General features: G+C 71.4%; 19 protein-coding genes. 11 read left to right on the forward strand and 8 right to left on the reverse strand.

What is annotated here, in order from left to right; all coding sequences use genetic code 11:
* Window positions 1-51: 51 nt before the first annotated feature.
* Window positions 52-972, reverse strand: coding sequence for a metallophosphoesterase (locus AC0VYM_RS00830; RefSeq protein WP_475457825.1), 921 nt, complete (start codon window positions 970-972; stop codon window positions 52-54).
* 97 nt (window positions 973-1,069) lie between these two features.
* Here AC0VYM_RS00830 and AC0VYM_RS00835 point away from each other — a divergent pair, with 97 nt between their 5' ends.
* Window positions 1,070-1,522 (forward strand): GatB/YqeY domain-containing protein, encoded by a 453-nt coding sequence (locus AC0VYM_RS00835; RefSeq protein WP_475457828.1) that lies wholly within the window; start codon window positions 1,070-1,072, stop codon window positions 1,520-1,522.
* Window positions 1,523-1,583: 61 nt separating this feature from the next.
* Here AC0VYM_RS00835 and AC0VYM_RS00840 read toward each other — a convergent pair whose 3' ends face one another.
* Window positions 1,584-3,971 carry a penicillin-binding protein gene (locus AC0VYM_RS00840; protein WP_475457831.1) on the reverse strand — a complete coding sequence of 796 codons (2,388 nt, stop codon included), beginning with the start codon at window positions 3,969-3,971 and terminating at the stop codon, window positions 1,584-1,586.
* A 438-nt stretch (window positions 3,972-4,409) separates the two neighbouring features.
* On the opposite strand from AC0VYM_RS00840, the gene AC0VYM_RS00845 reads away from it, so the two are divergent.
* A complete protein-coding gene (locus AC0VYM_RS00845) occupies window positions 4,410-4,727 on the forward strand; it encodes a WhiB family transcriptional regulator (protein WP_475457834.1) in 318 nt (105 codons plus the stop codon).
* Window positions 4,728-4,747: 20 nt separating this feature from the next.
* On the opposite strand, the gene bagB is transcribed toward AC0VYM_RS00845, so the two are convergent.
* From bagB to AC0VYM_RS00860, 3 genes are all read right to left on the reverse strand, one after another.
* Window positions 4,748-6,007: an ATPase BagB gene (gene bagB, locus AC0VYM_RS00850; RefSeq protein WP_475457836.1), complete on the reverse strand. Its 1,260-nt coding sequence runs from the start codon at window positions 6,005-6,007 to the stop codon at window positions 4,748-4,750.
* On the reverse strand, window positions 6,004-7,071 hold the full coding sequence (gene bagA / locus AC0VYM_RS00855; RefSeq protein WP_475457838.1) for an ATPase BagA: 1,068 nt from the start codon (window positions 7,069-7,071) through the stop codon (window positions 6,004-6,006). Before bagA ends, bagB begins: the two co-directional genes overlap by 4 nt.
* Before the next feature lie 142 nt (window positions 7,072-7,213).
* Complete coding sequence (locus AC0VYM_RS00860) at window positions 7,214-7,789, reverse strand: TetR/AcrR family transcriptional regulator (protein WP_086002877.1); 576 nt, start codon at window positions 7,787-7,789, stop codon at window positions 7,214-7,216.
* 115 nt (window positions 7,790-7,904) lie between these two features.
* Here AC0VYM_RS00860 and AC0VYM_RS00865 point away from each other — a divergent pair, with 115 nt between their 5' ends.
* From AC0VYM_RS00865 to AC0VYM_RS00885, 5 genes are all read left to right on the forward strand, one after another.
* A complete protein-coding gene (locus AC0VYM_RS00865; protein WP_475462899.1) occupies window positions 7,905-8,864 on the forward strand; it encodes an oxidoreductase in 960 nt (319 codons plus the stop codon).
* A 61-nt stretch (window positions 8,865-8,925) separates the two neighbouring features.
* Window positions 8,926-9,099 (forward strand): DUF4177 domain-containing protein, encoded by a 174-nt coding sequence (locus tag AC0VYM_RS00870; protein ID WP_017546677.1) that lies wholly within the window; start codon window positions 8,926-8,928, stop codon window positions 9,097-9,099.
* The gene (locus AC0VYM_RS00875) at window positions 9,100-9,561 is read left to right on the forward strand and encodes a RidA family protein (protein ID WP_475457842.1); all 462 of its coding nucleotides are present in this window, start codon (window positions 9,100-9,102) and stop codon (window positions 9,559-9,561) included.
* 59 nt (window positions 9,562-9,620) lie between these two features.
* A complete protein-coding gene (locus AC0VYM_RS00880; RefSeq protein WP_475457845.1) occupies window positions 9,621-10,460 on the forward strand; it encodes an NUDIX hydrolase in 840 nt (279 codons plus the stop codon).
* A gap of 96 nt (window positions 10,461-10,556) precedes the next feature.
* Entirely contained in the window at window positions 10,557-11,363 is an 807-nt protein-coding gene (locus AC0VYM_RS00885) for an MBL fold metallo-hydrolase (RefSeq protein WP_475457847.1), read from the forward strand.
* Between the two features lie 122 nt (window positions 11,364-11,485).
* On the opposite strand, the gene AC0VYM_RS00890 is transcribed toward AC0VYM_RS00885, so the two are convergent.
* Complete coding sequence (locus AC0VYM_RS00890; RefSeq protein WP_014908639.1) at window positions 11,486-12,169, reverse strand: Crp/Fnr family transcriptional regulator; 684 nt, start codon at window positions 12,167-12,169, stop codon at window positions 11,486-11,488.
* A 290-nt stretch (window positions 12,170-12,459) separates the two neighbouring features.
* Here AC0VYM_RS00890 and nth point away from each other — a divergent pair, with 290 nt between their 5' ends.
* The 3 genes from nth (at window position 12,460) to AC0VYM_RS00905 (ending at window position 15,226) form a co-directional block, all read left to right on the forward strand.
* Window positions 12,460-13,230 carry an endonuclease III gene (gene nth, locus AC0VYM_RS00895; RefSeq protein WP_475457850.1) on the forward strand — a complete coding sequence of 257 codons (771 nt, stop codon included), beginning with the start codon at window positions 12,460-12,462 and terminating at the stop codon, window positions 13,228-13,230.
* Between the two features lie 140 nt (window positions 13,231-13,370).
* The gene (locus AC0VYM_RS00900; protein WP_475457853.1) at window positions 13,371-14,024 is read left to right on the forward strand and encodes an NUDIX hydrolase; all 654 of its coding nucleotides are present in this window, start codon (window positions 13,371-13,373) and stop codon (window positions 14,022-14,024) included.
* A 23-nt stretch (window positions 14,025-14,047) separates the two neighbouring features.
* On the forward strand, window positions 14,048-15,226 hold the full coding sequence (locus AC0VYM_RS00905; RefSeq protein ID WP_475457855.1) for a MarP family serine protease: 1,179 nt from the start codon (window positions 14,048-14,050) through the stop codon (window positions 15,224-15,226).
* 84 nt (window positions 15,227-15,310) lie between these two features.
* On the opposite strand, the gene AC0VYM_RS00910 is transcribed toward AC0VYM_RS00905, so the two are convergent.
* Window positions 15,311-15,862, reverse strand: coding sequence for an ATP-binding protein (locus tag AC0VYM_RS00910; RefSeq protein ID WP_475457857.1), 552 nt, complete (start codon window positions 15,860-15,862; stop codon window positions 15,311-15,313).
* Between the two features lie 13 nt (window positions 15,863-15,875).
* On the reverse strand, window positions 15,876-16,223 hold the full coding sequence (locus tag AC0VYM_RS00915; protein ID WP_026119772.1) for an STAS domain-containing protein: 348 nt from the start codon (window positions 16,221-16,223) through the stop codon (window positions 15,876-15,878).
* Between the two features lie 233 nt (window positions 16,224-16,456).
* Between AC0VYM_RS00915 and AC0VYM_RS00920 the strand changes: the two genes are divergently transcribed.
* The gene (locus AC0VYM_RS00920; protein WP_475457859.1) at window positions 16,457-18,748 is read left to right on the forward strand and encodes a DEAD/DEAH box helicase; all 2,292 of its coding nucleotides are present in this window, start codon (window positions 16,457-16,459) and stop codon (window positions 18,746-18,748) included.

Consider the following 18,748-nt stretch of genomic DNA (forward strand, 5'->3'; position numbering starts at 1 on the left):
GACTCGGGGAGTGCTTGTGCACGTCAATTCCGGGCGCATCGAACCCGCAGGTCAGGGTCGGGCGACCAGGTCCAGGAGCGAGGCCTCCGGGCGGCAGCAGAACCGCACCGGGGCGTACGGGGACGTGCCCAGACCACCGGAGACGTGCAGCCACGCGTCCCCGTACTCGTTCAGACCCCAGGCGCGGCGGCGGTCGATCCCGCAGTTGGTGACCAGCGTCCCGTAGAAGGGCAGGCACAGCTGACCGCCGTGTGTGTGGCCGGCGAGCAGCAGCTGGTACCCGTCGGCCTCGAAGCGGTCCAGGTTGGCGGGCTCCGGCGAGTGCAGCACGCCCAGCCTGACGTCGGCCAGCGGGTCGGCCGGTCCGGCGACGTCCTCGTAGCGGTCCAGTTTGATGTGCGAGTCGTGCACGCCCGCCAGGGCCACGTCGAGGCCGTTGGCCTTCAGCGAGCCCTTGTGGTTGTTCAGGTCCAACCAGCCCGAGGCCGACATCGACGCGCCCAGCTCACGCCAGGGCAGGTCCGGCACCCGGCGCTTGCGGTAGTCCGTCTTGCTGGTCCGCCACAGGTAGCGCGCCGGGTTCTTCAACTGGGGTGAGAACAGGTCGTTGGACCCGTACACGAACGCGCCCGGCCGGTCCAGGAGCGGGCCCAGGGCGTCGATGAACGGCCCCACCGCGTCGGGGTGGGCCAGCGAGTCCCCGGTGTTGATCACCAGGTCGGGCTCGTAGGCCTCCAGCCCGCGGATCCAGTCGATGAGCATCTTCCGCCCGGGCGTCAGGTGCGCGTCGGACAGGTGCAGCACACGCAGTCGGGGGCTGCCGGGAGGCAGCAGCGGCAGCTCGTACCGGCGCAGCCGGAACCAGTTGCGTTCGATGACCGAGGCGTACCCCAGCCCGGCCACACCGACCGCCCCGGTGATCGCGGCCGCGCGCCCGATCCGGCGCAGCAGTGGTCTGTTGTCGGCGCCCATCCGGCCCTCCTTCGTCGAGTACCGATCGTCTCAGATCCGGGGTGCCCCGCGCGCAAACCGTTGGTGGGCCCGGTCGGGGCGGCCATAGGATCGGGCCATGTCCGAACTCAAAGCCCGTCTCAAGTCCGACCTGACCACCGCCATGAAGGCGAAGGACAAGGTCCGCACCGCCACCCTGCGCATGGTGCTCACCACCATCGCCACCGAGGAGTCCGCGGGCTCCTCGCAGCGGGTGCTCGACGACGACGAGGTCACCAAGCTCCTCATCCGCGAGGCCAAGAAGCGTCGCGAGGCCGCCGAGGCGTTCGACAAGGGCGACCGCCCCGAGGCCGCCGCCAACGAGCGGGCCGAGAGCGAGGTCCTGTCGGACTACCTGCCCAAGCCCCTCACCGACGACGAGCTCTCCCAGCTGGTCGCGGCCGCGGTCACCGAGACCGGCGCCTCCGGGATGAAGGAGATGGGCAAGGTCATGAAGGTCGTCAACGCCCAGATCGCCGGGCGTGCCGACGGCGCCCGCGTGGCCGCCGAGGTCAAGCGCCAGCTCGCCTAGCGAAACGACGAGGGGGCGGTGGTGACCATGTCACCACCGCCCCCTCGCGGGTGTCACGGGATCAGTCGCCCCGGCCCGGCTGGGCCGCCGGAGTCGCCGGGAACCAGCCGTTGCGGCCCCGGTCCTCCTCCGCGTTGGCCCGGCCGCCGCCGCTGCTCAGGAACACGTTGACCGTCGCGCCCTCGGGGAGACGGGTGCCCGGGTTCGGGTTGACCGCGGCCACCGAACCCTCGCTCTCGGCGGAGCGGACCGTCGTGCCGGACACGTTCACCGTGTAACCGGCGGACTCCAGGGCGGCCACCGCTTCCGACTCGCCCATCCCGACGACGTTCGGGACGCCGCCGTCGTCGCTGGCCGGACTGGCCTCCTCGTCCCCGTCGTCGTCATCCCGGGGAGCGCGGGGCTCCGAGGTGGAGCCGAACTTGCCGGGCGCGGACGCCAGCTGCTCGGTGTCCAGGCCCTCGTGGGCGCCGCGCATGGTCTCCTGCCAGATCGGGCCGGGGATGGTGGCCCCGTACACGGTGCCGAAGTACCGGTCACCGATCCTGACGTTGCGCAGCGGGTACTGCTGGGGACCGCGCGGGTCGCCGACGAACACGCTGCTGGCCATCTGCGGGGTGAACCCGGCGAACCAGGCCGCAGCGGAGCCGTCGGTGGTTCCCGTCTTGCCTGCGGCCGGACGACCGATGCCCAGGCTGGCGGCGGTGCCGCCGTTGAAGGGCTGCGACAGCAGGTAGCTGGTGCCGTCCGCGACCTCCTCGTCCATCACCCGCTCGCACTCGGGCTCGATCTCGATCGTGGTGCCCGCCTGGCGGTCCTCGATCCTGGTGATGGCCTGCGGCTCGCAGTACATGCCACCGGAGGCGAAGGTCGCGTAGGCGTTGGACACCCGCAGCGGGGAGACCTCCTCGCTGCCCAGCGTGAAGCTGCTGTTGGCGAGCGAGTTGTCGTTCTCCGTGAACAGGGTGCCGTCGGCGCGCTTCAGCCCGATCTTCTCGGCCATCTTCATCGTGTTGCACAGGCCCGCGCGGGCCTGGAGCTGCGCGAAGAAGGTGTTGGACGAGGCCTTCGTGCCGGAGATCATGTTGTGGTTGCCCGCGTTGCTGTCACCGGCGTTGCTCAGCGACCACGACTCCAGCCGCCCCCCGTTGCAGGAGGTCTGGCCGCTCACCGTGGTGGAGCTCGGTGAGTTGAACGAGGTACTGAAGGGCAGCCCCTGTTCCAGCGCGGCGGCGAGGGTGATCGCCTTGAACGTCGACCCGGCCTGGAAGCCGCTGCTGCCGCCCCGGTCCGAGTCGGTGGTGAAGTTGATCGAGGTCTCGCCGAGCTTGCTCTCGTCGGGACCGTAGTTGCGGCTCTGCATCATGCCGAGGATGTGGCCGGTGCCCGGCTCCACGACCGCCTGCGCGGCGACCTTGCGGGAGTCGTTCTTGCGCGGCACCCACTTGTCCACGGCCTTCTGCCCCGCCTCCTGCGTCTGCGGGTCCAGGGTCGTGTGGATCTCCAGGCCAGCGGTGCGCAGCCAGCGCGCCCGCTCGGTCTCGTTGGGGCCGAACCGCTCGTCCTGCTCGATCTCCTGCACGACGTAGTCACAGAAGAAGGGCTCGTCGCTGGGGACGCACCCGTTGGGCGGGGTGTCCAGCTCCAGCTCCATGTCCTCGGCCTTGGCCTCCTCGGCCTCCGCCTCGGTGATGGCCCCGGTGGCGACCATGCGGTCCAGGACGACGTTGCGCCGCTCGGTGGTCTGCTCGGGGAAGAAGCGCGGGTTGTACAGGTACGGATAGCGCACGAGACCGGCGATGGTCGCCGCCTGGTGCAGCTCCAGCTCGCTCGCGGGCACCTGGAAGAAGTGCTGTGCGGCGGACTCGACGCCGTAGGCGCCGTCACTGAAGTAGGCGATGTTGAGGTAGCCCTCGAGGATCTCGTCCTTGGACATCCGCTGTTCCAGGGCGACGGCGTAGCGCAGCTCCCGGATCTTGCGGGCGATGGTCTCCTCGCGGGCCTCCTCCAGCTCCTCCTGGGAGGTGGCGGCCTCGATCTGCACGTTCTTCACGTACTGCTGGGTGATGGAGGAGGCACCCTCGGTGTTGCCTCCCACGGTCCGGAGCGCGGCACGCAGGGTGCCGGAGACGTCCAGACCGCCGTGGTCGTAGAAGCGGGAGTCCTCTATGGCCAGGATCGCGTCGACCATGACCGGCGAGACGTCGTCGATGTCGACGAGCTCGCGGTTCTGGTCGAAGATCTCGGCGATGACGCCGCCCTCGCTGTCGTAGATGGTCGACCGCTGAGGTGGCGGAGGTGTCTCAAGTTGGCTGGGCATGTCCAGGAAGCCGCTGGCGATGTTGCGGGCGGTGATCCCCATGCCGCCGACCGCCGGAAGGGCGAGTGCGGCGACGAGGAGGCCGGCGATCACACCGACGACGACCAGTTGGCTGATTCTTTGAAGCAATGTCCCCTGACCCACCCCATCAGACTAAGTGACCACGAACGCTCAGAAGCGGTGCGATCGGTAACGGACGGTGCGTTCTCACGCCGAATCGCCCATGACTACGCACGAGCCGTACCCCCGGACCATCCTTCCACGGTTAACGCGGGGAGCTCCGGGAGCGGTTCGGCCGACACGCGCCCCTGCCCCGGTCGGGGAGGGTGGTCGGCCGGTCGCGCAATGGCCCGCTCGGGCCATATCCGTGAGACGGAAAGTGGGTCGAGTGGGTTCTGTTGGCGCGGCGATCCGAACCGTACTTTCGAGATACGGGGGCGCCGTGACGGTACGTGCACGTCGCGCCCCACGCGGTAGCGGGAGGCCACCGTGTTCACCTCCACTCAACCAGAGCACACCAACCACCTTTGACCGCGAGCGCTAGCACACGTCTGGGAAGTGGGCCACATGTGGACCAATCAGTGGACGACCGAGGCCCTGTGCCGTCAGATCGACCCCGACGCCCTTTTTGTCCAGGGCGCCGCGCAGAACCGCGCCAAGCTCTTCTGCCACGGCTGTCCCGTGCGTGTCGAGTGCCTCGCTGACGCCCTCGACCACCGGGTCGAGTTCGGTGTGTGGGGCGGCATGACCGAGCGGGAACGCCGTTCCCTGCTGCGCAAGCACCCCGAGGTCACCGACTGGGCACCCGTGCTGGAGGAGGCGCGCCGGGAGGGTGCGGACGATCTCTCCCGCATCGCGCGCACCCTGCGGGACTCGCCCGCCTGACCCCTCCGTCCGGCGCGGCCTCAGGCGGCCCCCGGACCGGCTTCCCCCGGACCGGCCTCCCCCGGACCGGTCTCATCGGTACCGGGCTCATCGGTGTCCGCCGACCCCGGCGCGCCCCTGGCGAGCGCGACGCCGATCTCCCGCAGCCCGGCGAGGTCGTGCACGTCCTCGGGCCGCGCCGGGACCTCGACCACCCGCGCCCCCCGGTGCGCCGCCAGCATCCGGGACCGCAGCCGCTCCTCGCGCTCGTGCGTCCGGACCCGCTCCGCGTGCAACCGCAGCGCCGCCGCGGCGATCGGGTGGGTTCCGGCCTCCGTCAGGGACACGGCGGCCTTCAGCGCCTCCTCGGCGCCCAGCCGGGAGCCCGGGCCGGGCGGCAGCGGGTGCGTCCGGTTGACCACCAGTCCCGCCAGCGGCATGGACTCCGTCGCCAGGCGGTCCATGAAGTACGAGGCCTCGCGCAGCGCGTCCGTGTCCGGGACCGCCACCACGACGAACGCCGTCCCCGGTGTCCGGAGCAGGCGGTACGTGCGCTCGGCGCGCTTCTGGAACCCGCCGAACACCGTGTCGAAGGCCGAGACGAACGACCGCAGGTCGGCCAGGAACTGGGTGCCGACGATCTTCCCCACCACCGCCCCCACCACGTTGACCCCGGCGCCCAGCAGCCGGAACGCGCCGTTGGCCGGGGGACTGAGGAAGCGGATGAGCCTGCCGTCCAGGAACCGGCCGAGGCGCTTGGGAGCGTCGAGGAAGTCCAGCGCGGAGCGGCTGGGCGGGGTGTCCACCACGATCAGGTCCCACTCGCCGGACTGGCGCAGCTGCCCCAGCTTCTCCATGGCCATGTACTCCTGCGTGCCGGAGAAGCTCGTGGAGAGGGTCCGGTAGAAGGGGTTGGCCAGGATCTGGCGGGCCCGTTCGGGGTCGGCGTGCTCCCTGACGACCTCGTCGAAGGTCCGCTTCATGTCGAGCATCATCGCGTGCAGGCTGCCCTTGGCCGTCTCGGGGAGCGGCACCGGGCGCGGGGTGTTGTCCAGCTCCACCAGGCCCATCGACTGTGCGAGACGCCGGGCCGGGTCCACGGTGATCACCACGGTGCGCCGTCCGCGTTCGGCGGCGCGCAGCCCCAGCGAGGCGGCGGTGGTGGTCTTGCCGACCCCGCCCGACCCGCAGCACACGATGATCCGCCTGCGGGGGTCGTCCAGGAGGGCGTCCACGTCCAGCTGCGCGCCCTCACGCGCGCCCCGCGCACCCGGACCTCCCGCTCTCGGGCCCTCGGTCAACGTCCCACCCCCTGATCGGTCAGCCGCCGGGCCAGGTCGCCCAGCGCCGCGCGGTCCACCCCGCCCTCCACCCGGGGCAGCTCCACCAGGGGCGGGCCCAGGTCCTCCAGCTCGCCGCGGACCCGTTCCTCCAGGAGCTGGCGCAGCGCGTGCGCGCGCACCTCGCCCGCGAGGTCGGCGGCCAGCGCCCCGGGCGCCTCCAGCAGGGCCGGGTCCAGGTTCGCGGCCCCGAGCCCCGACGCGATCGCGGCGGTGTCCGTCTCGCCCGCGACGGCGGCGGCGAGGTCGGCCGCATCCAGCAGCGGCGGGGCGACCATGTTCACGAGGACGGCGCCCGGGCGCAGCCCCAGTTCACGGAGTTCCGCGATCCCGTCCCGGGTCTCCTGCGCGGGCATCTCCTCCAGGAGGGTCACGAGGTGCACGCGGGTGCGGTCGGACCGGATCACCTCCATGACCCGGTCGGCGTGGTCGCGGACCGGACCCACCCGGGCGAGCCCGGCCACCTCGGAGTTGACGTTCAGGAACCGCCCGATCCTCCCGGTGGGCGGCGCGTCCATGACCACGGCCTCGTAGTGGAAGGGTGCCCTGGCGGGGGCGTCGGAGGACCGGCGCCGGGCGCCCGCGGGCCGCCGGACCGCCTCGGTGGCCTTGCCGGTGAGGAGGACGTCGCGGAGCCCGGGGGCGATGGTGGTGGCGAAGTCGACGGCGCCCAGTCTGGTGAGTGCCTGCCCGGCCCGGCGCATGCCGTAGAAGAGCTCCAGGTACTCCAGCAGCGCCGCCTCGGGGTCCGCCGCGAGCACGTGCACGGAACCGCCGCCCGGCGCGGAGATCATCTCGCGCTCCTCGTAGGGCAGGGCGGGGCTCCCGAGCAGGGAGGCCACCCCCTGGCGGCCCTCGACCTCGACCAGGAGCACGCGGCCGCCCCGGGAGGCCAGGGAGAGGGCCAACGCGGTGGCGGCCGTCGTCTTGCCCGTGCCGCCCTTGCCGGTCACGATGTGCAGTCGGGCACCGGCGAACGCCGCTCCCGGGTCGTCTCCGCGCGGTCCCTGTTCACGATCGCTCACCCCACGGAGTCTATGTGCGTGCCTCTTCGGGAGTCGGACGCGGGTGCGCCCGGGTCCGCCTGACCTCCCGGGTGGGCGCGGGTGAGGTGTCGTCGGGCGCGGAGGCGTCCCGCGCCCTTGCTGCCCCCGGGGCGGTCCCGGGTCAGCTCCGCGCGCCGAGCCGGATCCCCTCGATCGTCATACGGACGAGTTCTTCACTGTCGACCCGCCACGTCTCGACCCCGAGGTGACCGCTGCGCTCGAGTTCCGCGATGCCGTGCGCGGTGGACATCAGCAGCGCGCCGTATCGGGGGGCATCGGTCGTACCGACCAGATCACCGAGCAGGTCGAGGAACCCGTCCTGGAGACGACCGGCGGACTCCGCGGCCTCGCGGTCCTCGGCGGGCGTCGCGAACATGAGCGCGTACAGATGCGGTCGCTCGCGTGCGCGTCCGATGAGCGCCATGACCGCGCTCTCCAGCCTGGCGCCCGGGTCTCCCGAGCCCGTGCGCAGCTGCTCGACCTCGGCGGCGAGGGAGTCCCACGCCGCGATCGCGAGCGTGGCCAGCAGCTGCTCCTTGTTCGTGAAGTGCCCGTACGGCGCACCGCGTGAGACCCCGGCGCGCGCGCCGACTCCGCGGAGGGTGACCATCGCCGCACCGCCCTCGTCCAGCAGTTCGGACGCGGCTCGAAGGAGGGCGCTACGGGTCGCCGCAGCCGTCTCAGCTCTGGTCACCATGGCCGAATTCTACTTGACAGTGTCACATGAATCGCCCATCATCATTCATATGACAAAGTCATATGAATCTCGTCCCCCGCACGGCCCGGTGGACGGTGCCGCCCCCGCGGGCGGTGTGCGGGCAGCGTTCTCGGCTTCGAGCGTGCCCCCGATGCGGGGCCGCACCGTTGTCGTCACCGGCGCGAACAGCGGCATCGGCCGGGTCACCGCCCGGGTGTTCGCCGAACGGGGCGCACGGGTGGTGCTGGCGGTGCGCAGCGAGGAGAAGGGGCGCTCCGCAGCCGCGGAGATGACCGGTGAGGTCGAGGTCCGACGACTCGACCTCGCCGACCTCTCCTCGGTTCGTGCGTTCGCCCGGGACCTCACCGACCCCGTCGACCTGCTGATCAACAACGCGGGTGTGTCACTCCCGCCCCCCATCCGCACCGCCGACGACTTCGAACCGCAGCTCGGGACCAACCACCTCGGCCACTTCGCGCTGACGAACCTGCTGCTCCCGCGGATCCGGCAGCGGGTCGTCACGGTGGCCTCGCTCGCCCACCTGATCGGCTCGATCGATTTCGGCGACCTCAACCAGCACCGCAAGCGCTACCGGGGCATGGCCGCGTACGGGCAGTCCAAGCTCGCCAACCTGCTCTTCACCAGCGAACTCCAGCGCCGACTGGAGGCGGTCGGCTCACCGGTGATCGCGACGGCCGCGCACCCGGGGATCTCGGCCACGAACCTGATGAGGTCCGAGGACCCGGGCCCGGGCTTTCGGCTGGGGCAGGCCCTGATCGGCGCGCTCACACAGAGTCAGGACGACGGTGCCCTTCCCACGCTCTACGCGGCCGTCGCCGAGATCCCTGGGAACGGCTACGCCGGTCCGGGCCGACTCATGGGGCTCCGGGGAGCTCCGAAGCTGGTCGGACGGGCGCGCAGAGCGCGGGACGCCTCCGTGGCGCGTCGGCTGTGGGCGGTCTCGGAGGCCCTGACCGGAGTCGGCTTCCCCCTGGAACCCGGCGGGCACTCGGACGGACCCGTCCTGAGGGGGGCGTCACCGGGTCCGCCTGACCTCCCGGGTGGGCGCGGGTGAGTAAGGTGAGCGGCGTTGAGGGGCGGCCCCTGGGGCCGCCGGTGACCGAGAGGGGTAGACGATGACCAAGTGGGAGTACCAGAGCGTGGCTCTGCTGTCGCACGCCACCAAGCAGATCCTGGACAACTGGGGCGAGGACGGCTGGGAGCTGGTCTCCGTCGTGCCCGCGCCGCTGCCCGAGGGCACGGACCCGCGTAACCAGCAGTACGTCGCCTACATGAAGCGGGCCAAGTAGATGGCGACCCCCGAGGAGCGCATCGCGGAGCTGGGGCTCACCCTGCCCGAGGTGGTTCCCCCGGTCGCGGCCTACCAGCCGACCGTTCGCAGCGGTGCCCACGTCTACGTCTCCGGCCAGCTGCCGTTCGTGGACGGCGCCCTTCCGGCGACCGGGAAGGTCGGTGCCGGGGTCAGCCCCGAGACCGCCAAGGAACTGGCCGCCGTGTGCGCGCTGAACGCCATCGCGGCGGTGCGGGCCGAGGTCGGTGACCTGTCCGACGTGGTGCGGATCGTGAAGGTGGGCGGCTTCGTGGCCAGCTCACCCGAGTTCACCGGGCACCCCGGTGTGATCAACGGGGCCAGCGAGCTGCTGGGCGAGGTCTTCGGGGCGGCCGGGGTGCACGCCCGGGCCGCAGTCGGAGTCGCCTCCCTGCCGCTGGACTCTCCGGTCGAGGTTGACATGATCGTCGAGGTCCGCTGACCGGACCCGGGGACGACCCGGGCCACAGCGCGGCCTTCGTGAACGACGGGAGTGTGTCGATGACCGAGGACGACGGTGTGGCCCGGCCCCGCCCCGCCGCCACCGTGATGCTGCTGCGTCCGGCGGCGGGCTCCGACGCCGCGCGGGCCGAGCGCCCCATGGAGGTCCTGCTCATGCGCAGGGTGCCGTCCATGGGGTTCGCCCCGGGCGCCTACGTCTTTCCCGGCGGCCGGGTGGACGAGCGGGACTCCGACGGCGACCTCCCCTGGACCGGCCCGTCCCCGGCGGAGTGGGCCGGGATCCTGGGAACGGACGTGCCCCGGGCGCGCGCCCTGGTGTGCGCGGCCGTGCGGGAGACCTTCGAGGAGACCGGCGTGCTGCTCGCCAGCGAGCCCGAGCGGGCGGGCGAGGAGGCGATCACCCTCGACACAGCCACTGACGACTGGGAGCGGGACCGGCTCGGCCTGATCGACCGCACCCACGCGTTCACGGAGGTGCTGCGACGGCGCGGCCTGGTACTGCGCTCGGAGTGGCTGCGCGCGTGGGCGAGGTGGGTCACCCCGAGGAACCAGCCGCGCCGCTTCGACACCTGGTTCTTCACCGCCGAACTCCCCCCGGGGCAGGAGTCGCGCGACGTCGGCGGGGAGGCGGACCTCACACGGTGGACCGACCCGTCCGTGGTCGCCTCCGAGTGGAGCGCCGGGCGGATGCCCATGCTGCCGCCGACCGTGATCGCCTGCGCCGAGCTGGCCGAGCGGCGGACCCTCCAGGGTGTGCGGGAGGCCCGACGGGATATCGTTCCCATCGAACCGGACGTTCGGGAGATAGACGGTCAGATCCGTGTCGTGGCGCCGGACGGCAGCGACTTCCCCCTGCCGGGGCCCGACGCCGCGAGGTGAGCGTCCGCCCCGGGCGGTGCGCGGCTCCCCGTCACCGAGCGGCCCCCAACGGGTCCCGCCGGACGGGTCCGGGTCGGCCGATCGAAGCGAGGTGCGATGAGGATCGACGGTTCCGGGACACTGCGCGCCGCCTGCGTGCTCTGCCCCAACCCAGGCCCGATGACGTTGGAGGGGACCAACACCTGGATCCTGCGTGAACCGGGTGGACGCGGGGTGATGGTCGTCGATCCGGGCCCGCACGACGAACGGCACCTGGAACGGGTGGCGCGGACCGTGCAGGAACAGGGCGCACAGGTCCAGATGGCCGTGGTGACGCACCGGCACTTCGACCACGCCGAGGGCGCCCGGTACCTCTCCGAGCTGACGGGGGCGCCGGTGCACGCGGTGGACCCGGAGGTGCGGGTGGGCGGCGCGGGGCTGGAGGACGGCCAGCTGCTCGACGTGGACGGTCTGGAGGTACGCGTCATCGCCACGCCCGGGCACACCGACGACTCGGTGAGCCTGCTGGTGGAGGCCGACAGCGCCATCCTGACCGGCGACACCATCCTGGGCCACGGCACCACGGTGATCGACGGAGACGACGGCCTGGCCCCCTATCTGGACTCGCTGTACCGGCTCCGCGGCCTGGTGGAGGAGTACCAGGTGCGGACGCTGCTGCCCGGGCACGGACCGGTCCTGACCTCACCGGCGGCGGCGCTGACCTCCTACATCGACCACCGCGAGGCGCGCCTGGCGCAGGTCCGGGACGCCGTGGCGGCCGGGGCGGAGGGCGTCGAGGCGATCATCGACCGCGTCTACCCGGACGTGGTGGAGAGCATCCGTCCGGCCGCGGCCTCCTCGGTCCGGGCGCAGCTGCGCTACCTCGCGACCAAGGGCGAGCTCCCCGAGGGGTTCGTGGAGTAGGGTCCGCGCCGCCACACGGGCCCCACACGGCCCGGAGAGCGGCTGAGAGGCCCCTGACAGCGCTGCGGCCGCCACCCCGGAGGGTGACGGCCGCACAGCGTCTGTGGTTCGGCTGAGGTCGTCTAGCGGGCGCGGCGGCGCATGCGCTCGACGTCCAGCAGGACCACGGCCTTGGCCTCGATCCGCAGCCAGCCGCGCAGGGCGAACTCGGCCAGGGCCTTGTTGACCGTCTCGCGGGAGGCGCCCACCAGCTGGGCCAGCTCCTCCTGGGTGAGGTCGTGGTGCACGTGCAGGCCGTCGTCGCCCTCCTTGCCGAACTTGTCGGCGAGTTCGAGCAGCGCCTTGGCCACGCGGCCGGGCACGTCGGTGAAGACCAGGTCGGCCATCACGTCGTTGGTCCGGCGCAGTCGGGCGGCCAGCGACTTCAGCAGCTGGAGCCCCACCTGCGGGCGGCTGGACAGGAAGGGCCGCAGGTCGTCGTGGCCGAGCCCGGCGAGCACGGAGTCGGTGACGGCCACGGCGCTCGCGGTGCGCGGGCGCGGGTCGAACAGCGACAGTTCACCGAACATCTCGCTGGGGCCGAGCACGCCCAGCAGGTTCTCGCGGCCGTCGACGGCCGTGCGGGTGAGCTTCACCTTCCCGCTGAGGATCACGTACAGGCGGTCGCCCTCGTCACCCTCGTTGAACAGGGTCTGACCGCGACCGAGACGCACCTCGTTCACCGAGGAGCGGAGCGCGGCCGTGTCCTCCTCGTCCAGCGCCTCGAACAGAGGGGCCTTCCGGAGCACCTCGTTGATCTCGTCCACACGTCCTCCTAAAACCTGACCGTCAACAGTGTGACGTATATCGCAACCGGGTGGGAAACCAGTTCGTTACCACGGCTTGTCCGCCGGGAGACAACGTGCCCACAACAGCCGACGTCAGCCCATTGGATCCTAGTCGTTGTCGACTTGGGTCAGGGCTTGTCCGCGCCGGGTGACCGGACATTGGTTACATAATCTCGGTCACCAGCCGAAACGTCGGCGCGCGGACCAATCCCGGCGCCGGGGTGAGTCGACCCGGACGTGCCCCACGACCGGACGCCTACCCTGTGACGATGTCCCACACTCCAGAGTCCCGCCACACCGCGTCCGAAGAGGACGCCGCCGTGCCGGAGAACGCCACGCCCACCGGTGAGAGCCGACTCGCGCTGGTCCGCCGCGCCCGGAAGATGTACCGGGAGCTCTCGGAGCTGTATCCGGACGCCCACGCCGAACTGAACTTCACCACCCCGCTGGAGCTCCTGGTCGCGACGATCCTGTCCGCGCAGTGCACGGACAAGCGGGTCAACCTGGTCACTCCGGCGCTCTTCGCGCGCTACCCCGACGCCGAGGCCTACGCGTCGGCCAGGCGTGAGGAGCTGGAGGAGATGATTCGTTCGACGGGGTTCTTCCGGGCCAAGGCCAACAGCCTGTTGGGGCTGGGCCAGGCCCTGTGCGAACGACACGGCGGCGAGGTCCCTGGAAACCTCACCGACCTGGTCAAACTACCCGGTGTAGGGCGAAAAACCGCAAACGTACTGCTCGGAAACGCCTTCGATGTGCCGGGGATCACCGTGGACACCCACTTCGGGCGCCTGGTCAGGCGTTTCGGGTGGACCGACGAGGAGGACCCGGTCAAGGTCGAACACGCGATCGGGGAGCTCTTCCCACCGAAGGACTGGACGATGCTCTCCCACCGCGTGGTGTGGCACGGCCGCCGCGTGTGCCACGCCCGCAGGCCCGCCTGCGGCGCGTGCGCGGTGGCCCGCTGGTGCCCGTCCTACGGGGAGGGGCCCACGGACACCGCCACCGCCACCAAACTGCTCCGCATGCGCTCCTTCGCCTGACCGCCCGCGCACCCGGGGACGCGGGCGCGGGTCGCCGCGGTTTGTACCCTGAATCACGTGAGTGCGCGCACACCGGCTCCCGAGGCGTCCGCACCCGCACAGACGTCGGCGCGACAACCCCCGGAACAGGTTCCCTGCGTATGAACTCGACCCCGCTCTGGCTGTCCGCTCTCGCGGACGCCGCCCGGACGATGCCGGTACCCAAGCCGATGCGCCCGCCGGAGCGGGGAGGGCGGGAGTCGGCGGTGCTCATCCTCTTCGGAGAGACCGACCGGGGCCCCGACCTCCTGCTCATCCAGCGCAACGACGGGCTGCGCCGCCACGCGGGCCAGCCCGCCTTCCCCGGCGGGCGGATCGAGCCCACCGACGCCTCACCCGAGGCGGCCGCGCTGCGCGAGGCGGAGGAGGAGACCGGTGCGGTGCCGGACGGGATCGACGTGGTCGGTCGCCTCCCCGAGCTCTACCTGAGCTTCAGCGACTTCCGGGTCGCCCCCATCCTCGGCTGGTGGCGCGAACCCTCCGAGGTGCGCGCCGCCGACGCCGGGGAGGTCGCCGCCGTGGCCCGGGTCCCCGTCGCGGACCTGGCCGAGCCCGCCAACAGGGTCAAGGTCCGCTACGGGGGCGGTCCCATGTGGGGTCCGGGCTTCCGGGTGGACGGCATGCTCGTGTGGGGATTCACCGGCGCGATCATCGACAGCCTGCTCGTGCTCGGCGGATGGGAACTTCCCTGGCGCGACCGGGGTCTCACTGACGTGTTCGAAGCCACCCCGCAGGGCCTGCGCCCGGTCGGGTAACGCTCACTTCTTGGAGGGCATCCGTGCTCGACGCGGTTCTGGTCATCCTGTTGCTGCTCTTCGCGGTGACCGGGTACCGGCAGGGATTCATCGTCGGCGTCTTCAGCTTCGTCGGCTTCATCGGCGGGGGGATCGTCGCGGCGCTCACCGCGCCGGGGCTCATCCAGGACTGGGTGGCCGACCCCGGCCGACAGGCGCTGCTGGCCATCGCCGTGGTGTTCCTGTCCGCCGCGCTGGGCCAGTTCCTCGCGTCCTACCTGGGCACCATGGTCCGCAACAGGGTCACCTGGGACTCGGCGCGCGTCGTGGACGCGCTCGGCGGGGCCGTGGTCAGCGGGATCTCGGTGCTCCTGGTCGCCTGGTTCATCGGCAGCACGGTGGCCAACTCGGCCCTGCCGTACGTGTCCCAGCAGGTCAAGGAGTCGCGCATCCTCCAGTCGGTGGACGCGCTGATGCCGGACGCCGCCCACCAGGGCTTCTCGACCTTCCGGCGGGTGGTGGACCAGAGCGCCTTCCCGCAGGTGTTCAGCGGTCTGGGTACCGGTGAGCTCGCGGAGGTCGAACCGCCGGACCCCGACGTCCTCACCACCCCGGAGCTCATCGAGTCCAGCCGCAGCGTGGTCAAGGTGCTGGGCACCGCCCCCTCGTGCCAGCGCAGGGTGGAGGGCACCGGCTTCGCCTACGGCCAGGACCGCATCATGACCAACGCCCACGTGGTCGCCGGGGTCACCGAGGACCTGCGCGTGGTCACCCGGGACGGGCACCAGCTGGAGGCCACCCTGGTGCTGTTCGACGCCCAGCAGGACCTGGCCGTGCTGCACGTGCCCGGGATGGACCTGGAGCCCCTGGACTTCAACACCGAGGCGGCCCAGGGCGACGACGCGGTCGTGGCCGGGTTCCCGCGCAACAGCGGGTTCACGGCGGTCCCGGCGCGCGTTCGCGCCAAGCAGACGGCGCAGGGCTCGGACTTCTACCACGCGCAGCAGGTGAGCCGGGAGATCTACCAGGTGCGCGCGGTGGTGCGCCCGGGCAACTCCGGCGGCCCGCTGCTGGCCCCCGACGGCACGGTGTACGGCGTGGTGTTCGCCGCCGCCACCAACGAGGACGAGACCGGGTACGTGCTGACCGCGGACGAGGTCGCGGCCAACGCGGAGGAGGGATTGACCGCCACCGCGGAGGTCTCGTCCCAGACCTGCGACTGATCCGGGGCGGGGCCCGGTCTCCGGGCCCCGGGAACGACGAGGGGGCGCCTCCCGTGTGGGAGGCGCCCCCTCGTGACGTGACTTCTAGTTCGAGCTCGGGTTCTGGGTCTGGTCCGTCTGGATCGGCCAGCTCATCCGGACCACCGTCCCCGACTCCTCGGGATCGATGCTCACCTCGTCGGCGAGGCCGGTGATCACCGCCAGGCCGAGGCCGGGGGAGAAACCGGAGATCCCGCCGGGAGGGGTGTCCTCTCCGTCGAGGAAGAGGCCGTCGAGCAACGGCTCCAGGTGGGTCGTCTCCTCGGTGTCCTTCGCGGGGGCACGGTCGGAGACGACCACCTCGAACCGTCGTGTCGCGCTCCCGTTGGAGTGCGGCGTCGGGGCCGAGGCGTCGGTCCGGGGATCCGTCGCCGGATCGGGTCCGCTGCCGTCGATCAGCTGGAGCTGGATCGGCTGCGTGGGGCAGTGCAGCTTGTGCGCCGCGACCGCCCGTGAGCAGGCCTCACCGACCGCCAGCCTGATCTCGTCGATCGCGGAGGCGGCGATACCCGCCCGACGTGCGACGGTCGCGGCCATGAGCCGGGCCGTGCGCACGTGGGCCGGGAGCGCGCTGATCGTGAGCGTGATGGTTGCCATCGCTCGCTCTGGGTTACTTCGACGAACGCTTGTCGATGGCTTCCTGCACCGAGCTGTGGATACCGAACACCTTGGTCAGCCCGGTGATCCGGAAGATCTTCAGAATCCGCTCCTGGGTGCAGACCAGGTCCAGGGTCCCGTCGTGAGCACGGACCCGCTTCAACCCGCCCACAAGCACACCGAGGCCCGTCGAGTCCAGGAACTCCACCTTCTCCATGTTCACCACGAGGTGGAAGTTGCCCTTGTTGACCAGGTCGATCAGCAGCTCGCGGAGCCGGGGCGCGGTATAGACATCGATCTCACCCTCAACGACGACGATCTCGGTGTCGCCCTCGGTGTAATGATCAAGCTTCAAATCCACAAGTCCTCCAGCGCCGAACCGCGAAATATCGCGAAGTATCTCTGCCGGGCGTTACCCCACCAGCACGCATTCAACCACGGGTGTCGCGAATGTCCGTCCGTCAAGCACGGAAGAACGGCGACCCCGCGCCACTCCTACCCCGGATGTCACACTGAAACCGACGTCGAGCGGTGCCCCGAACCTGGGAACGAGGGCCGACGACTCGTGAACGTGTCCAGTGAGGAGGGGACTCGATGAGGCGATCGGAGCCCGCGCTCCCCGGTGTGTGGCGTGACGACACCCGATACCCGCAGGTCACCCATATCGAGCATGTGGCCCGCAACGCGGGAGTGAGTGGGGACTGGCCGCGGTGGACAGCCCCCCATCTGGTCGAACGACTGGCCGAACGGGGGATCACGGGTCCGTGGTCCCACCAGGCAGCCGCCGCCGACCTCGCACGCTCGGGCCGTGATGTGATCATAGCCACGGGTACCGCCTCGGGGAAGTCGCTTGGCTTCCTTATGCCCGCTGTGGACGCGATTGACTCAGGGGAAACGGTGCTCTACCTCTCCCCCACGAAAGCGCTTTCCCAGGACCAGCTCAGATGGATTACGGACCTGGGACTTTCGGGCATGCGCGCGGCCGTCTACGACGGTGACACCACCCCCGAGGAACGCTCCTGGGTACGCGAGCACGGGAACTACGTCCTGACCAATCCGGACATGCTGCACCACGGCATCCTGCCCCGGCACGGGGCGTGGTCGCGGTTCCTGCGGCGGCTCCGCTACGTGGTGATCGACGAGGCCCACCGGTACCGGGGGGTCTTCGGCTCGCACGTGGCCCAGATCCTGCGGCGTCTGCGCAGGGTGTGCGCCCGCTACCGCTCGGAGCCGGTGTTCGTCCTGGCCTCGGCCACCTCGGGCTCGCCCGCCGAGAGCGCGACCCGGCTGACCGGGGTCCCGGTCACCGCCGTGAGCGAGGACGGATCGCCCCGGCCGGGGATGTCCGTGGCCCTGGTCGAGCCCGAACTCACCGACCTCACCGGGGAGAACGGCGCCCCGGTCCGCCGCACCGCGCCCTCACAGGCCGCCGAGATGCTCGTCGACCTGGTCCGGGACGGGGTCAGGACGCTGGTGTTCGTGCGTTCGCGCCAGGGCGCGGAGGTGGTCGCGATGAACGCCCGGCGGATGCTCACCGAGAACGGCGAACACGACCTGGCCGGACGGGTCGCGGCCTACCGGGGCGGGTACCTGGCGAGCGAGCGGCGCGAACTGGAGGAGTCCCTGCGCACGGGGGAGCTCCTCGGTCTGGCCAGCACGAACGCCCTGGAACTGGGTGTGGACATCAGCGGGCTGGACGCCGTGCTCATCGCCGGTTGGCCGGGCACGCTGGCGTCCCTGTGGCAGCAGGCGGGCCGGGCCGGGCGGCGCGGGGAGGACGCCCTGGCGGTGTTCATCGCGCGGGACGACCCCCTGGACACCTATCTGGCCCACCATCCCGAGGCCATTTTCGGGCGCTCGGTGGAGGCCACCGTCCTTGATCCGGAAAACCCGCACATCCTCGGCCCGCACCTGTGCGCCGCCGCCCAGGAGCTCCCGATCACGGGCGAGGACCTCACCCTGTTCGGTGAGACCACCGAGGGCCAACTCGCGGAACTCGTGGACCGGGGACTCCTGAGGAAGCGCCCCAGAGGCTGGTTCTGGACGAGCCACGAACGGGCAAGTGACCTGGCCGATATCCGGGGCGCGGGCGGCCCCCCGGTCCAGATCGTCGACACCGCCAGCGGGCAGCTGCTCGGGGAGATCGACGAGGCCGCCGCGCACGGCACCGTCCACGCGGGGGCGGTCTACCTCCACCGGGGGGCGACCTACCTGGTCGACGACCTCGACCTGGACGAGGGGGTGGCCCTGGTGCACGCCGCCGAGCCGCCCTACAGCACCTGGGCGAGGGACACCACCGACATCTCCGTGCGGTCGGTGCTCCGCGAGGAGACCTGGCCCGGCGGGGCGTCGGTCTGCTTCGGGGAGGTCGAGGTGGTCCGCCAGGTGGTGGGCTTCCTCAAGCGCGACGTGCGCACCGGTTCCGTCCTGGGGGAGCAGTCCCTGGACATGCCCGAACGCACGCTCCAGACCCGTGCGGTGTGGTGGACGCTGCCCCGTGAGGGGGAGGACCGGCTGCGCGGGGAGGACGTCCCCCTCCTCGGCGCCGCGCACGCCGCCGAGCACGCGGCGATCGGTCTGCTGCCCCTGCTCGCCACCTGCGACCGCTGGGACATCGGCGGGGTGTCCACCGCCGTGCACGCGGACACCGGGAAGCTGACGGTCTTCGTCTACGACGGCTACGAGGGCGGAGCCGGGTTCGCGGAACGCGGCCACGCGGCCGCCCGCGAGTGGCTCACCGCCACCCGGGCGGCCATCGCGGACTGCGAGTGCGAGCAGGGCTGCCCCTCGTGCATCCAGTCGCCCAAGTGCGGAACCGGCAACGAACCCCTGAGCAAGTCCGGGGCGCTGCGCCTCCTCGACGAGGTCCTGGGCGCCGCGAGCTGA

It is taken from the genome of Nocardiopsis sp. iso_237 (assembly GCF_056173345.1).